Origin of the sequence: Paenibacillus mangrovi, assembly GCF_022898935.1 — a bacterium.
GTDB lineage: Bacteria > Bacillota > Bacilli > Paenibacillales > Paenibacillaceae > Paenibacillus_AQ > Paenibacillus_AQ mangrovi.
Genome location: NZ_JALIRP010000005.1, coordinates 230,999 through 246,310 on the forward strand (window position 1 = coordinate 230,999; position 15,312 = coordinate 246,310).

At 50.3% G+C, this 15,312-nt stretch carries 13 protein-coding genes; 6 read left to right on the forward strand and 7 right to left on the reverse strand.

The window, feature by feature from the left end:
* Positions 1-146: 146 nt before the first annotated feature.
* Positions 147-1,379 carry an NAD(P)/FAD-dependent oxidoreductase gene (locus MUG84_RS14060; protein WP_244725676.1) on the forward strand — a complete coding sequence of 411 codons (1,233 nt, stop codon included), beginning with the start codon at positions 147-149 and terminating at the stop codon, positions 1,377-1,379.
* Positions 1,380-1,418: 39 nt separating this feature from the next.
* On the opposite strand, the gene MUG84_RS14065 is transcribed toward MUG84_RS14060, so the two are convergent.
* Complete coding sequence (locus MUG84_RS14065; protein WP_280521323.1) at positions 1,419-2,525, reverse strand: nitric oxide synthase oxygenase; 1,107 nt, start codon at positions 2,523-2,525, stop codon at positions 1,419-1,421.
* A 112-nt stretch (positions 2,526-2,637) separates the two neighbouring features.
* Positions 2,638-3,576 (reverse strand): DNA-3-methyladenine glycosylase family protein, encoded by a 939-nt coding sequence (locus MUG84_RS14070; protein ID WP_244725678.1) that lies wholly within the window; start codon positions 3,574-3,576, stop codon positions 2,638-2,640.
* A 160-nt stretch (positions 3,577-3,736) separates the two neighbouring features.
* Here MUG84_RS14070 and MUG84_RS14075 point away from each other — a divergent pair, with 160 nt between their 5' ends.
* Positions 3,737-4,174, forward strand: coding sequence for a ferritin-like domain-containing protein (locus tag MUG84_RS14075; RefSeq protein WP_244725679.1), 438 nt, complete (start codon positions 3,737-3,739; stop codon positions 4,172-4,174).
* A 138-nt stretch (positions 4,175-4,312) separates the two neighbouring features.
* On the opposite strand, the gene cidR is transcribed toward MUG84_RS14075, so the two are convergent.
* A complete protein-coding gene (gene cidR, locus MUG84_RS14080) occupies positions 4,313-5,212 on the reverse strand; it encodes a cidABC operon transcriptional activator CidR (protein WP_244725680.1) in 900 nt (299 codons plus the stop codon).
* A gap of 132 nt (positions 5,213-5,344) precedes the next feature.
* Between cidR and MUG84_RS14085 the strand changes: the two genes are divergently transcribed.
* Together MUG84_RS14085 and MUG84_RS14090 are read left to right on the forward strand one after the other, a co-directional pair.
* Positions 5,345-5,719 carry a CidA/LrgA family holin-like protein gene (locus tag MUG84_RS14085; RefSeq protein ID WP_244725681.1) on the forward strand — a complete coding sequence of 125 codons (375 nt, stop codon included), beginning with the start codon at positions 5,345-5,347 and terminating at the stop codon, positions 5,717-5,719.
* A complete protein-coding gene (locus MUG84_RS14090) occupies positions 5,716-6,396 on the forward strand; it encodes a CidB/LrgB family autolysis modulator (RefSeq protein ID WP_244725682.1) in 681 nt (226 codons plus the stop codon). The genes MUG84_RS14085 and MUG84_RS14090 overlap by 4 nt, the downstream gene beginning before the upstream one ends.
* A 16-nt stretch (positions 6,397-6,412) precedes the next feature.
* On the opposite strand, the gene MUG84_RS14095 is transcribed toward MUG84_RS14090, so the two are convergent.
* Together MUG84_RS14095 and MUG84_RS14100 are read right to left on the reverse strand one after the other, a co-directional pair.
* Positions 6,413-7,393: a Gfo/Idh/MocA family protein gene (locus MUG84_RS14095; RefSeq protein WP_244725683.1), complete on the reverse strand. Its 981-nt coding sequence runs from the start codon at positions 7,391-7,393 to the stop codon at positions 6,413-6,415.
* A 103-nt stretch (positions 7,394-7,496) separates the two neighbouring features.
* Positions 7,497-9,791: a helicase C-terminal domain-containing protein gene (locus tag MUG84_RS14100; RefSeq protein ID WP_244725684.1), complete on the reverse strand. Its 2,295-nt coding sequence runs from the start codon at positions 9,789-9,791 to the stop codon at positions 7,497-7,499.
* A gap of 288 nt (positions 9,792-10,079) precedes the next feature.
* Here MUG84_RS14100 and gdhA point away from each other — a divergent pair, with 288 nt between their 5' ends.
* Together gdhA and MUG84_RS14110 are read left to right on the forward strand one after the other, a co-directional pair.
* Complete coding sequence (gdhA, locus tag MUG84_RS14105) at positions 10,080-11,459, forward strand: NADP-specific glutamate dehydrogenase (protein ID WP_244725685.1); 1,380 nt, start codon at positions 10,080-10,082, stop codon at positions 11,457-11,459.
* 197 nt (positions 11,460-11,656) lie between these two features.
* Positions 11,657-13,510: an LTA synthase family protein gene (locus tag MUG84_RS14110; protein WP_244725686.1), complete on the forward strand. Its 1,854-nt coding sequence runs from the start codon at positions 11,657-11,659 to the stop codon at positions 13,508-13,510.
* Between the two features lie 91 nt (positions 13,511-13,601).
* On the opposite strand, the gene MUG84_RS14115 is transcribed toward MUG84_RS14110, so the two are convergent.
* Together MUG84_RS14115 and MUG84_RS14120 are read right to left on the reverse strand one after the other, a co-directional pair.
* Positions 13,602-14,129, reverse strand: coding sequence for a PadR family transcriptional regulator (locus MUG84_RS14115; RefSeq protein ID WP_244725687.1), 528 nt, complete (start codon positions 14,127-14,129; stop codon positions 13,602-13,604).
* 86 nt (positions 14,130-14,215) lie between these two features.
* Positions 14,216-15,157 (reverse strand): alpha/beta hydrolase, encoded by a 942-nt coding sequence (locus MUG84_RS14120; protein WP_244725688.1) that lies wholly within the window; start codon positions 15,155-15,157, stop codon positions 14,216-14,218.
* Between the last annotated feature and the right edge of the window lie 155 nt (positions 15,158-15,312).

The following is a 15,312-nucleotide window of genomic DNA, read 5'->3' on the forward strand; positions in this document are numbered from 1 at the left end:
TTCTATTATCTTAAAAAATGCCCCTTCGTCCTGTTCATCTGGCGGTAGGGGTATTTTTCTTGTATGCGCTCGCTCCTGCATGATCCGCCCTTTCATGGAACATAATAGTGTTCGATCGATTTTCAAGAAGGCGGTGTTATATCATTATGGATTTGCAAAGCGGCAGGTTTTACTGGCCCACAACTCTGGAACAGACTCCAATCTATCCTCCGCTATCCGGTGATACCTCCTGCGATGTGCTGATTGTCGGCGGAGGCATCTCCGGAGCCCTAAGTGCATGGGCGCTTGCACAGCACGGGGCTGATGTACTCGTGGTCGATAAAAGACAGCCCGGCTCCGGCAGCACCACATCCAATACCGGGCTCATCCAGTATGCAGGCGGGAAATCCTTCGTGAAGATGGTCAACACCTTTGGCGAGGAGCGGACGGTCCGGCATCTGAAGTTATGTGAAGCGGCTATCCATAACATGGAGGCACTGAGTAGCGAGCTGCCGATCAATCCGGACTTTACGCGGCGGGACAGCCTCTACTACGCCAGTTACCCTGAAGATGTAGCCAAGCTGGAGCAGGAAATCACGCTTTTGAAAAAGCATGGATTTCAGGCCATTCTGCTCAGTGAAGAACATATCGCAGCCCAATACCCGTTCCGTAAACCAGGGGCCATCTACTATTACAACGATGCGGATCTCAATCCCGTCCGGTTCACGGCCGGTCTGCTGGAGAAGGCCCGAAGCAGCGGCGTGAGGGTTCATGCCAATACCGAAATCACAGGCAAAACGTTTGAGCACGGCAAAGCCGTATTCTATACCCAAAATCGTCACCGGATTGAAGCGAGGTATGTCATTTTTGCCGCTGGTTATGAAAACCTCGAAGTCAAAAGGGACAAAAATGCGGTGTTGTCGTCCACCTATGCGGTCGTAACACAGCCCATTGCCGACCTCAGCTTCTGGTACAAGCGTACCCTCATCTGGGAGACGGCGAGGCCATACATGTATATGCGTACGACGGCAGATAACCGCGTTATCATTGGCGGACTTGATAAAGATACTGAGTATGCTGATGTCCGTGATTCAAAGCTGCTGAACAATAAGGACAAGCTGCTCGGAGAATTCGGCAAGCTGTTCCCGGATATCCCGGTAAAGGCAGAATATTATCTGGCGGCCTTTTATGGCGGAACTCATGACGGGCTGCCGATGATCGGTATGTACGAGGAATTTCCCGGATGCTATTTTCTAATGGGGTACGGCGACAATGGCATCGTCTACAGCATGGTCCTGGCGGAAATTATCGGGGATATGATCGCGACAGGTCGCAGCAAGAATGCAGATCTGTACCTGCAGACCCGGCCGAAGCCGTTCGATAAGCGAAGAAAAGGATAGCCGGGCCGCGCTTCTAGCCTTGCTATCCTTTGTTTATCATCATATACCGGGTCCATAGACTTCCGATCTCTTAAAAAAGTTCGGGTATACAATCTTATTATCATAGGATTGATGGAAAATATGCGTCGTAGCCGGAGACACCGGCGGAATCAGCCAATTCCAGTATCCCGTCAGCGGACGGCCGCACTTGGCCTCTCTCTGTTCAAACAGCTCAAACTGCGCGGCTGCGGTATGATGATCTACCATGCTTACACCAGCCTGTTTATATGAATGCAGCACGGCCACATTCATCTCGACGAGCGCCCTGTCCCGCCATAGTGTGGTTTCACTGGCGGTAGACAAGCCCATCAGCTCGGCGACCTGCGGGAGAACGTTATAACGGTTCTCATCCGCAAAATTGCGGGCACCGATCTCCGTTGCCATATACCAGCCGTTAAAGGGCGCTGCCGTATAATGAATCCCCCCAATCACCATGACCATATCCGAAATGATCGGCACCGCGTACCAACGCAGGCCAAGATGACCGAATGCCGGATAATCCGGATGAGTAAGTGGCACCTCAAGCGCCAGCCCATCTGGAATAGGAAACAGTAACGGCTCCTGGTCTTCCGACTGGATCACCAGAGGCAGTACATCGAAGTTCGTGCCCTCTCCTCTCCAGCCCATATCTCTGCATAAGCTCGTAAATGCTATAGAAGCAGGATCGCCTATGATCCCGTTTTCCGTCTCATAGCCTGCGTACCGGACCAGCTGGTGATTCCAGATGCGAACTCCTTTGTTTTCTGGCCCCGGAGGCTTGAATACCGACAGCGTCGGAATGATCTTGCCGCCATTGGTGGCCGAATCGATATGGTTCAGCAGCGCCGTATAAATATCATCCGGATGCTCCAGATGCCGCTGATCCTTTACAATCATGGAATCCCAGAACAGCCTCCCAATACAGCGGTTGCTGTTGCGCCAGGCCATCTTGGCCCCGTGCTCCAGCTCCTCGAACGTATGCTCATAGGTTCCGGTCACATCGATTTCTTTTCTAATCGCCGCAAGCCGGTCACGAATATCCTGCTCTGTTTTCCCAAGCTCGGTATAACATATTTGTATATAATCTTCCGCTTCTTGAAGCAGAATGCCCTGTTCCGTCATGTCCATCTCCCCATCTATGTGAAGCTATAACACCCATATTTTAATATTATAGCCATAAATAGAGGTGCTGGTCCGCATCAAACATGATATCTTCGTGAATCCTGCAGCCTTGCAGCGTTTATTTCTTTTTGGCCTTACCAGCGGCCTTTTCCTGCAGCTTCCATTCATCCAGCCAAGCCCATAAATAATAAGCCACGTAACTCCGCCAAGGTGACCAGTTGCTGCTGATCGCAAGCATCTCCGGCGAGGAAGGCTGGCTGTCGTAGCCCCACAGCAGCTTCATCGCATTTTTGAGGCCGATGTCATCCACCGGGAAAAAGTCAGTACGACCAACTCCAAACAGCAAGAAGCACTCGACCGTCCATTTGCCGATTCCGCGGACAGGGAGGAGCTTCTCGAAAATCTCCTGATCCTCCAGAGCAGGCAGCGAGTACAAATCCAGCGTTCCTTCATCGACCATCCGCGACAAGCCAATGACATATTCCGCCTTGCGCCGGCTGAACTGAAGCTCCATCAGCTCTTCAGGCTCAAGACGGGCCAGTGCGCCCGGTTCAGGAAAACTGTAGAGCAAACGTCCATCAGCCTGTACAGGAGTGCCATAACGCTCCGTAATCCGGCTGACCAGCGCTGCGGCAAAGCTAAGGTTCATCTGCTGTCCGATAATGGTACGCACTAGATTTTGATAGAGATTCGGTTCGAGCAGAATCTTTAGCCCATACAGATCCGGAAGAATCGAACCGATCACCGGTTCTTCCGCAAGCTGCTTGTAAAATGGCAGTAAGTCCACATGATTGGAAAGCATTTTTTCGATGAATGCAGCTGCAGCATCCTGCTCTGTATCCGAGCACGAATCAAGAAAATCAATCTCCGCAGCCTGTCCTTCCTCGTGCTGTACCAGCGTTACCTTAACCGGAATTTTGCGGGTGCAGGCAGGCACAACTTTCGAAAATACGGGGCGCTCTGGATCCGCATATACCAGCATTTCGTTCTGGCTTCTTACCGACCTCATGACCAGTTCCGCGTTAAAGGGCTCCAACAAGGGAATGCTTTTGGACACGTAAATCCTCCGTTCTTAACCGCTGTATTTAAGTATACGCGTGATGTTTTCTAATAAATTAGCCTACCCCGTCAAAATTGGCAACCCCTCCCTTACACCCCTCTCTCTTCAAAAGCATAGGCTATAAAATCCCAACTACAGATTGAAGGAGGCTTTTCCCTTGATTTCACACGGATTCTATTACCGACCAGCAGCAAGTCCCGACACCGCCTTGGCAGCAGACCTAATTAAAGCCATAGACGGCGAATATAGTGCGATTAATTGCTACGAGCAGCTGGCAAAGCTCGCTCCCTCCGAAGATGCCAGAAAACGCATCCTCGAAATTCGTGAGGATGAAATGAAGCATCTGCAGTTTTTCTCGCAGGCATACACTCATCTAACAGGTCAAACACATAAGCCTGTCCAGACGGAAACCTGTGCAAAAGAGTATAGAGCTGGCCTTGTCGCATCGTTTAGAGATGAACAGGAAACCGTTGATTTTTATTTGAGCTTATCCGACCGGGCGCAGGATCCTAATTTGAAAAACCAGATCCGCCGCATCGCCATGGATGAACAGAATCATGCCGTCTGGTTCCTGTACATGATGAGTCATCGTTAGCAGCACAAAGAACAAGGAGCGTCTCCTCTTAAGCGAGGGACGCCCTTGTTCTGTAAATATAATTCTATAGAAAATTCCCGCAATGCATACATATCGGGTGCTCATCTTAGTGACTTCGGGTGGCATATTACCGGATGGTCAGCTGTTCTGCTTATCCACCATTAAAATACTTTGGGCAAAGGAGATCCACTCCCGCGCCGCAAATGACAGATACCGTTCCTTGCGCCAAATCATGCCAAGCTGCCAGGGAATGGACGGGTTGATAAGCGGCAAAATACGAATCTTTTCATGATCCACCTCGCGGCAAATGGTCTCCGGCAGCAGCGCGATCCCCAAATTGGCTGCCACCATGCCGCTGATCAAATCCCACTGCGAGCTCTCATAAATGATGCGCGGCTGAAAGCCGACGCGGACACACTCCGTAATAATCCGGTCATGCAGCGCGAAATCCTCCCGGAATAGAACAAAGCTCTCATCTGCCAGCTCCGCAAGGGGTACTGCCCCACGGCTGGACAGAGGGTTCGAGGGATGTACGAGCAGCATCAGATTTTCTCTCGCAAAGGAGAAATAGTGAAACACATCCTCTTCAGTCGGCAGAACCGCCACCCCAACATCCAGCAGGCCGCTTTCGACGTCCTTTTCGACCTTTTTGGCTCCATCCTCAAATACCTGCATGGTCACCTGAGGATATTTTTTATGAAACTGGCCGATTACCTCGGGAAAAAAACTGGAGCCGACCATGGGAGGCAGTCCAAGCCGAATATGCCCTTTCTGCAGGTTTTTCAAATCTCCAAGCTCGGCGGACAAGCTTTGAAAGGATTTGACGATCGGCTTCGCCTGCTCATAGATAATTTGGCCCGCATCCGTCAGCTCAATTTTTTTATTCGAACGGTCAAATAGCGTTACGCCAAGCTCGTCTTCAATATTGCGGATCGTCTTGCTGATCGTCGGCTGCGTAATATACAGCGATTCGGCCGCCTTGGTAAAGCTCTGCAGCCGGGCCACCTCCATAAAATATTGCAGATGCCGGATATCCATCCCGTCTTCTCCCCCTTTTGCTAGGCATCGTTCTCTGTATAGAAAAATGGAATGATAATCATTCGATTTATTCATTTTACCTATGAAAACAATCGATGTAAAATTTTCATATCAATGAAAGGAGAGAGTCCTTTGAAGAATATTGTGAAAGGGACGGTGCAGGTAGCGGCACTTATGATTTTTACGCTGCTAATGAACAAGCTGGCCGAACTTTTGCATTTGCCGGTGCCCGGCAGCATTCTTGGGATCATCGTTTTATTCATCTTACTAGAAACCGGCATAATCCGTCTGGAATGGATTGATCTTGGAGCGAGCTGGCTGCTTGCCGAGCTGCTGCTGTTCTTCGTTCCTGCGGCTGTCGGTGTCATGAAATATATTCCGATGCTCAAAAGTGATGGCGTCCGCATCCTGATCGTAGTTATTTTCAGTACATTTATCGTCATGGCCAGCTCGGGGCTGCTTGCAGCCTGGATTGCCAAACAGAAAGAACGGAGGGCTTCACAATGATCGGCCTCATATGTTTGCTCGGTACACTCGGTCTTTATGCCGTAAGCAAACGCATCTATGCGAAGCGGCCAAAAGTATACCTGTCTCCGCTTCTGATTACTCCCGTGATCATTATTCTTATTTTGACCTGGGCGCAGATTCCTTATGAATCCTATAACAAAGGCGGCAAATGGCTGAGTAGTCTGCTTCAGCCGGCTACGGTTGCTTTTGCGGTACCGTTATACAAAAATTTCAAGGTACTAAAAAAGCACGCCACCGAAATTATCGCCGGCGTGCTGACGGGTTCATGCGTTGCCATGATCTCATCAGCATTTCTGGCCAAGTGTCTTCACTTAGACACATCGCTTGTGATTAGCTTGGTTCCACGCTCCGTCACGACCCCGATTGCCATGAATGTATCCCAGGACATTGGCGGCGTGCCGAATATTACGGCTGCCTTTGTCATTATGACGGGGCTGCTCGGCTCCATGATCGGCCCGATGGTGCTACGCATGTTCAAAATAGACAACGATATTGCGCGCGGCATTCTGTACGGCACCAGCTCCCACGGTGCAGGCACCTCCAAGGCATTTGAGAATAGTGCGCTGTCCGGGACCATATCCAGCATTTCGATGATCGTGGCTGCCCTATTTACGCTTGGAGCCGCGCCGGTAATGATGCACATGCTGGCGCACTAAAATAGCTTTTCTACTATTAATAGCTGATGCGGACCGGCTTGCCCGATACCGCTGATTCCAGTGCGGCGCAGGTGACAGCCTGCGTCCTGAACGCATCTGCATAATCCGAACGGATCCGGGAGCCGTCACCTGTGCGCAATGCATGGATGAAGGCTTCCGTTTCTTTTACATAGGGATTCATTTGCTCTGGATATTCCGTTCGTTCATCTGGTCGCGACCACCGGAGCCGCTTCGTATTCCAGTCCAGGACGCCTTGATCCGTATAGAAGGTTAGCCCGATATCAGAGAGCTCCCCTCCTTCCGGAAGAGCACAGGTATTAGAGATGTTAGCGACGAGGCCGCTTGCCATCCTGAGGGTAACCGTGCCCACATCCGCAACCTCCATGCCTTCCACCTGCTCATGCTTAATGCGGTTTCCGTAAAGCGCATACACTTCTAGGACCTCGCCAGCCAGATAACGCAGCAAATCCACCAAATGCGTTGTCTGCTCGATAAACTGCCCGCCGGAGCCGTTCTGCTGCCTCCACCAGGCTACTCCCGGCATGCTGCCCATCCAGCGCCCGAGCATCATGCCAGTGTTCTGCTCCTTTATCAGCTCTTTCAGCTTGTCTATGCTTGTTTGATAACGGAAATGATAGCCGACTGAGGTAATCAATTTCGCTTCTTCGATCTTAGCCAGGATGCTCCGCGGAAGCTCCGTATTGAGACCGAGCGGTTTTTCCACCAAAAAAGGAATGCCTCGCCGAATCAATTCCTCCTCGATGGGCCCATGCGACATGGGCGGAACACAGATATATACCGCGTCAAGCCGCTCCGCATCCAGCATTTCATGCAAATCACCATAGCCAGCTGCACCATAAGCGCGAGCCTTCTGTTCCGCTTTTTCCTTGCTTGTCCCGAGAAAAGCCTGCACCTTTACGCCTTCGGCCCCCGCAAGTATGTCAGCATGCACCTGGCTGAACCAGCCCGTTCCGATGATTCCGATCTGAAGCGTCATGACAGATCCCCACCTTTTACGCATATTTACCGTACATTATACAGAACGCTGCCTCGGTCGACTATCCCCTATTTCAGGACTTTCGGAGGCAGAACTGTACTCTCTAATCCTTCCATTCCGAGGGGAGCAAATCGTGGTAATGCGGCTGGCGGAAACGGTCATCAATCAGCAGCAGGACCCCTTCATCCTGCTCCGAACGAATCAGCCTGCCTCCGGCCTGGAGCACTTTGTTCATGCCAGGCAGCACGTACGCATAGTCATAGCCGCTTTTGCCTTCACCGTTAAAATAATCCCGGATCAGGTCCCGCTCTAGTCCCAGCTGAGGCAGCCCTACACCGACAACGGCCACGCCGATCAGCCGATCACCCTGCAGGTCAATGCCTTCCGAAAATATACCGCCGAGCACAGCGAAGCCTGCCAGTGTTTCGTGGGTTCCCGCCTGAAAAGCATCCAGAAACCGCTCCCGCTCATCCTCGGCCATGCCCGAGCCCTGCACAATCGTCCGCACCCCGGGATATTTTTCCGAAAAGACCTCATACACGCTTTGCAAATACTGATAAGAAGGAAAAAAAACCATATAATTGCCGGTTCGCTCCGAAACAAAAGCATCGAGCAAATCGGCAATCTGTTCACGCGTCCGCTCCCGGTCGCGGTATCTCGTGGACACCGGCAGAATGCGTACATCGAGCTGCTCCCTTTGGAACGGAGAAGGGACAGAGATACTGTAATCCTCCGCATCCGCGCCCAGCATATCCCTGTAATAGGACAGCGGTGACAGGGTCGCAGAGAAAAACACCGCCGAACGGAAGCCTTTATCTGCCTGGGAGAGCAGGTATGATGGATCGAGGCAGAACATCCTTTGGGTGACATCGCTGTGCTGAACCTGCGAATAAGTAATATAGCGGCTGTCATACAGCTTTGCTATGCGGATAAAATTCTGAGCGGCAAAATAGGTGTCCAGCAGCAGCTGGCGATCCTCTCTTCCTGCGGCCAGCACCCGCTCGGCTTCGTCCGCAAAAGTCTCAAGCAAGCTCACGAGCTCCTCCGGAGGCTCCTTGGATAACTGCTGGCGCGCATCGCCGCAGGATTTTCGAAGCTCAATGAAATACTTGTTTACGGCATCAGCTGCACCGGCAACCGCTTTGCTGGATGTCTTGTAATCACGCTTCAGCTGAAGGAAATCCGCTTTGCCGATGGCTGCCGAATACATCTCCCGGCCCCTGTCTACCAGATTATGCGCCTCGTCCACCAGCAGCACCGTCCGCTTCTTCTGCTCTTCAATTAAGCGCTTGAGTGATACCCGTGGATCAAAAATATAATTATAGTCACAGATGACCGCATCGACCGCATAAGCGGTATCCAGCGAGAATTCAAAAGGGCAGACCCTGTGTTTGCGGGCATACTGCTCCAGCACCCGCCGCGTCATGATGGTCTCATGCGAGAGGATATCAAGCACAGCTCCGTTGATCCGGTCATAGTATCCATCGGCATAAGGACAAGCTTCCTTGCTGCAATTCGTTTCCTCCTGGAAGCATACCTTGTCCTTCGCCGTAATGGTAAGAGCCTGCAGACGCAGCCCTTTGTCCCCCATGAGCGCCAGCGCCTGTTCAGCAGCGGTGCGGGTAATCGTCTTGGCCGTCAGATAGAAAATCTGGTGAAGCAGCCCCTCGCCGATCGCCTTGACCGATGGAAACAGGGTGGACATCGTTTTGCCGATGCCAGTAGGTGCTTTGGCGAACAGCTTCTTCTTTTCCTTGATCGCCCCGTACACTGCGCCGGCCAATTTCCGCTGACCCTCGCGGTAGGCATCAAAAGGAAAGGGCAGCCCCCGGATGCTATCATCCCGAATTTCCGCGTTCCACAGCCGCAGCATGGCATACGGAGTATACTGTGATACCACGGTCTGCACGAAGTCAAGAAGCTCCATTTGCGTACATGTGCGCTTGAAGCGCAGCTCCTCACCTGTATCTGTATCTACGTATGTCAGCTGAACGCCTATGCGGTCAAGCCCCTGCTCCATGGCCACGATATAGGCATATATCTGCGCCTGCGCCCAGTGAACAGTACGGCCGCCCTCCAGTGTATCCAGTCCAGCCGAGGTCGATTTGATCTCATCGATCATGAGGCCCTCATCCGTCTGAATCAGTCCATCGCATCTTCCTTCAATCCGGTAAACGATTCCTTCATGTGGTATATCTGCCTTGAGATAAACCTCCTTTTGATCTCCTTCCCGGTAATTCCGCTGCACCTGCTGGTGAATCCGGGTTCCTTCGTGCATGGCGCTGGCGGTTCGGAACCCGGAATCTATGCTTCCGCTTCTGAATACATATTCCACAAGCGGTCTAACGGAAATATCGACAATATTTTTTTCCAGGTCTTCGCCAGACAATAAGATCACCCGTTCCCCTTTTATTTTTGATCATCATACCATAACCTAAAAGTAGAACCTACATCAGCCCACCAGAAAGGGTAAATATTCCAAAAAATTGTCTGAAATGTTTCAGAAAATAAAAAAAATTTCAATTCCAATGCCTATTTAAAGTATTAAAGGGTTGAAGATTCCCAGACTCCTCGTGTATAATTCTTGTTTAAATACGGATTCATGCTTACAGAATGCTGAAGCGTTAAGCTACTTAAGGCTTACGCATTCTGTAATCTTGAATCTAGGGAATAAGGAGAGAAGCCCATGACATTTTTGCATGTAGAATTGCCAGCTGAGAAGAAAGCCAAAACGTACGTCAATGAAGTTTTCGAAACGGTATGTAAACGGAACCCGAATGAAAGTGAATTTCATCAGGCCGTAAAAGAAATCCTCGACTCACTGGTCCCGGTGCTTGCTAAGGAACCGAAGTACATGGAAAACGGCATTCTGGAAAGACTGGTTGAGCCTGAAAGACTGATTACCTTCCGGGTACCTTGGGTCGACGATCAAGGAACCGTGCGCGTCAACCGCGGCTTCCGCGTTCAATTCAGCAGTGCCATCGGCCCTTACAAGGGCGGACTTCGCTTTCATCCCTCTGTAAACTCCAGCATCATCAAATTTCTTGGTTTTGAGCAAATTTTGAAAAACTCTCTGACAGGCCAGCCAATCGGCGGCGGTAAAGGCGGTTCAGACTTCGATCCAAAAGGAAAATCGGATGCCGAAGTTATGCGCTTTACACAAAGCTTTATGACAGAGCTGTACAAATATATCGGACCTGATACAGACGTTCCTGCAGGGGACATCGGCGTGGGCGCCCGCGAGATCGGATTCATGTTCGGACAATACAAACGCATCCGCGGCGGCAACGAAGCTGGAGTCTTGACCGGTAAAGGCATCGGTTATGGCGGCAGCTTGGCGCGTCCGGAAGCAACCGGATACGGAGTAGTTTATTTCGTAAATGAGATGCTGAAGGATCGTGGCGAAAGCCTCTCCGGCAAAACGGTTGTCGTATCCGGCTCCGGTAACGTAGCCATCTACGCCATCCAGAAGGCTACCCAATTCGGCGCTACAGTCGTGGCATGCAGCGACTCCGCCGGTTATGTATATGATCCGGAAGGCATCGACTTCGAAACGGTGAAACAGTTGAAGGAAGTGGAAAGAAAACGGATCAGCGAATATGTGAAGCATCATCCAAACGCGCAGTACTTTGAAGGCTGCTCGAATATTTGGACGATTCCTTGTGACATCGCTCTTCCTTGCGCTACGCAAAACGAAATCGACGAAGAAGCTGCGAAGCTGCTTGTTGCCAATGGTGTTAAAGCTGTAGCTGAAGGTGCCAATATGCCTTCGACGCTGGCAGCCATCGACGTATTCCTTGAAAATGGCGTGCTCTTCGGACCAGCCAAAGCAGCCAACGCAGGCGGTGTAGCCGTGTCGGCGCTGGAAATGTCCCAAAACAGCATCCGTACCTCCTGGACCTTCGAAGAGGTTGACGAGAAGCTTCATCAAATCATGATCAACATTTACAACAACAGCGCCCAAGCAGCTGAGCAATACGGTTATCCGGGCAACCTGGTTGTCGGGGCCAACATTGCCGGCTTCGTCAAAGTCGCTGACGCGATGATCGCTCAAGGCGTAATCTAATTTGTTCTTATAATTAAAGATATCTTAAACCAAAAAAGCATTCGGATAACCGAAAGAGCGGTACACAAACCCACTCCCCGGTTTACCGGATGCTTTTCTATCATACTTTGACTTCTTTACTCCAGCCGGGCATAATATTTTTATTACTAATAGCTTATATACTAAGTAGTTTAATCACAACGGAAGGAAGTTGTGTCTTGTCACGTGAATCTATTATTCATTTCTTCAAAAAGCCGTTCGTTCTTTTTACGATCATTTTGCTGCTAAAAGGATATCTGGCGTGGGCTGTAACCTTCGATGATTGGCTACCGTGGAAGGTACTGATTACCGAGTTACCGTTTATTTGGCTGCTGTTCTGCCTGATTGAATGGTTCGCCTCCAAGCGTAAGCTTATGGCTTATACGATCGTGAACCTGATCCTTACCGGTGTTTTCTTTGCAGTCATTATGTATTTCAAGTATTACGGCGTTATCGTTACATATCATGCCCTCGCGCAGGTCAATCAGGTTACGGAAGTCAAAAGCAGCGTGTTCTCGCTTATGGATCCATACTACCTGCTTGTGTTTGCCGATATTATCGTGCTGCTTGTGCTCCTGCTCAAAAGCCGCAAGGTGAAGGAATGGAGACACAGCATCAAACGCAAAACGAATAAAAAGAGCACCGTATCTGTCGTATTTATTTTGTGTCTGATGATCTGTCTGTTCAACATTGTGCCGAACCGGGCCAGTATGAACGAGATCAAAAAAGCCCAGCAGATGGGGATTCTGAATTACGAGGCCTATACGATTCTATCGCCTAAGAAGGAAACGTACGTACCACTGAAAAGCGTCAACCAGGCTTCCATCGACGAGTTGAAGGGAATTACAGAGCCTGAGAATCCGAAGTATTTTGGAAATGCCAAAGGGAAAAACCTGATCATTATCCAGCTGGAATCCTTTCAGAATTTTCTGATCAACCTGAAGATCGACGGCAAGGAAATTACGCCAAATATGAATAAGCTCGCGAATGAGAACCTGTATTTTTCGAACTTTAACCAGCAGGTGGGCCAGGGAAATACATCGGATGCGGAATTTGTTGTGAATACGTCCTTTTATATCCCGCCTGACGGCGCTGCAACCCAGAAGTACGTTGATAAGAAGCTCCCGAGCCTGCCGAGCCTGATGGAGCAGAACGGATATAACACCGCAACATTTCATACCAACGACGTTCAGTTCTGGAACCGCGAGGAGCTGTATTCGTCTCTCGGCTTCCAGCATTACTATGACCAGCCGTTCTTCGGCAATGAGGATATGGTGTTCTTCGGTTCTTCGGATGAAGTACTGTATGCGAAGGCAACCGACAAGATGCAGGAAATGGATCAGACGGATAAGCCTTTTTATGCCCAGATCATCTCCATGTCAGCGCATCATCCATTTACAATTCCAGAAAGTAAGTACAAAATGGAGCTTCCTGAACGTTATCAGGGCACTTTTGTTGGCGACTATATCCGTGCCCAGAACTATGCCGACTATGCACTCGGCCAATTGATTGACGAGCTGAAGCAAAAAGGCCTCTGGGACGACAGCCTGATCGTTATTTACGGAGACCATATGGGACTCCCGATTTATTCCTTGGATCATGACGACAAGGAGCTTATGAAGGAAATCTACGGTCATGAATATTCGTATACCGATATGCTCAACATCCCGCTTATAATTGCAGGCAGTGGTATCAGTCATGATCAGATTAGGGATGAGATCGGCGGACAGGTCGACATTATGCCTACAGTTGCTAATCTGCTCGGAGTCTCCATGAAGGATCATATCCATTTCGGCCAGGATCTGCTTAACCAGACATATAATCTGTTACCACAGCGTTATTATTTGCCAACAGGCTCCTTTTTAAACGATAACGCGATGTTCATGTCGGGCAGCGGCTACGAGGACGGATCCCAGTTTCCGCTTAGCGGCAAGGATTCCATCGGCAAAGGTACAACTAAGGATGAATACAACCGCGCGCTGAAGCTGCTGAATCTATCTGACAGCTATGTGAACCAGCAGCCGCTGAAGTAAATAAAAGAAGTCTCGTCCAATGGCGAGACTTCTTTTTGTTATATCGTATGCTATCATTTTTCTAATTCCTTCGGAGTTTACCTGACGTTTATTAACGTCGGATCTGCCCCTCGCTCATTTGCTTCAGCACGTTATCAAGCCAATCCAGCTCCGCCCTCAGCATAACCAGATTACGCTCAGTCATCCAGCTTACTCCGCATGCCGTGCCATGACCGGGCATTTCCTCAAGGCTGCGGATCCGTTTCTCCAGCTTCTCCCTGCGAACCTTCATGCAGGCCATGCGCTCTTCAACCGGCAAATAGTCCATGAACATGAGTCCGATATCTGCCGGATCGTGAAGGTGACCGTCTGCCGACAGATTTTCCCGCAGCAGCTGCATAAAGTAGGCGTCTCCCTTTTCATTCATAGTATACGTTTTGCGTGGCGGACGATTGCCCTCCTGTTCCACGCGAATATCGATATATCCGGCCTTGTTCAGCTTCTCCAGCACTCCGTATGCCGTTGCTTTTTTCATATCTGTCAGATTGCTCAGGTTTTGCTCGATAAATTCATGAATTTGATATCCATGCAGGCTTTGCGCCATCAGGATCCCAAGTAATATGAGTTCGCGGCTTTTCATGTTTTTCAGACTCCTTTAATCCACTTTGTCGCCTCTATCACAAAGACGATAACCTGCCTCTCAAACCGCCAAAGTGACTCCCGGGCCTATTCCCGTACAGGCGCCAGATAGCGGCCGAGGAACCGGCTTATGCGGTCCTTATATTCTTGTTTATCCATAAAATACGCATTGGCGTGCACCGCTCCGGGCACTACATAAAGCTCCTTCTCTCCTGCCGCAACCGCAAACAGACGATGTACCATCTCGTAAGGTACAAATGTATCCTGGTCACCGTGAATAAATAGGATGGGCAGATGCGTCTTGGCCACCTGCTTAAGCGCTGAGCCTTCACCGAAAAAGTAGCCGGCACGCAGCTTGCACACCAAACTGGTCGCGGGCAGCAGCGGAAACGGCGGCAGCTTGTACATCTGCTTCAGCTGATACGTTAAAATATCCTTCACCGAAGTGTAGGCGCAATCCGACACGATGCATTTCACCTGCTCTGGTAAATGTTCTCCGCTCGTCGACAGCACTGTAGCCCCGCCCATGGATACCCCATGCAGCACAATCTGCATCCTAGGCCCGCTCTTCGCCAATATATAATGGATCCACTGCATGATATCTTGTCGGTCCGGCCATCCAAAGCCGATATAGCTGCCGCCGCTTTGTCCATGGCCCCGATTATCCGGCATAAGCACATGAAAGCCCATCCCGTGGTACAGCTTGGCGAAAGCCCCCATTTCCTTACCCTGGCTGGAGTATCCATGAACCAGAATGACCGTCCTGTACGACGGCTGCTCTGCCGGAATATAATAGCCCGATAGCGTGAGCCCGTCCGCGGATTCCAAATGAAGGGTTTCAACCGGCTGGCTGCCGAGCCATTCCCCCTCATGCTCCCATGGATGATCCAATTTAACCAAAGCCGGATCTTCCTCCAAGAAATCCTTTTTGCTGCGCCGTATCCCGACATTATAGAAGTACATACTGGCTCCCGCAAGCACCAGCACAATGAAGATCAAACATGCGATAATCGTTGTTGCTGCCGTCATGATTTCCCCCCGCTACCTACTGAATCACGCCTTTCGCGTGCTCATGATATCTAAAATTTACTATACCTTAAAATAGCATTCGCTGCAGCCCAGAGACAACGAAATGTACCGCGGGCGCTTTCTTTATTTCATATAGCAGGAAGATTATGATATAT

Excerpts from the sequence above, each read along its gene's own strand:
- cidR (WP_244725680.1), bottom strand. The coding sequence starts at position 5,212 with ATGGATATCCGGCATCTGCAATATTTTATGGAGGTGGCCCGGCTGCAG.
- MUG84_RS14065 (WP_280521323.1), bottom strand. The coding sequence starts at position 2,525 with ATGGACATGACGGAACAGGGCATTCTGCTTCAAGAAGCGGAAGATTAT.
- gdhA (WP_244725685.1), top strand. The coding sequence starts at position 10,080 with ATGACATTTTTGCATGTAGAATTGCCAGCTGAGAAGAAAGCCAAAACG.
- MUG84_RS14120 (WP_244725688.1), bottom strand. The coding sequence starts at position 15,157 with ATGACGGCAGCAACAACGATTATCGCATGTTTGATCTTCATTGTGCTG.
- MUG84_RS14060 (WP_244725676.1), top strand. The coding sequence starts at position 147 with ATGGATTTGCAAAGCGGCAGGTTTTACTGGCCCACAACTCTGGAACAG.
- MUG84_RS14090 (WP_244725682.1), top strand. The coding sequence starts at position 5,716 with ATGATCGGCCTCATATGTTTGCTCGGTACACTCGGTCTTTATGCCGTA.
- MUG84_RS14115 (WP_244725687.1), bottom strand. The coding sequence starts at position 14,129 with ATGAAAAGCCGCGAACTCATATTACTTGGGATCCTGATGGCGCAAAGC.
- MUG84_RS14095 (WP_244725683.1), bottom strand. The coding sequence starts at position 7,393 with ATGACGCTTCAGATCGGAATCATCGGAACGGGCTGGTTCAGCCAGGTG.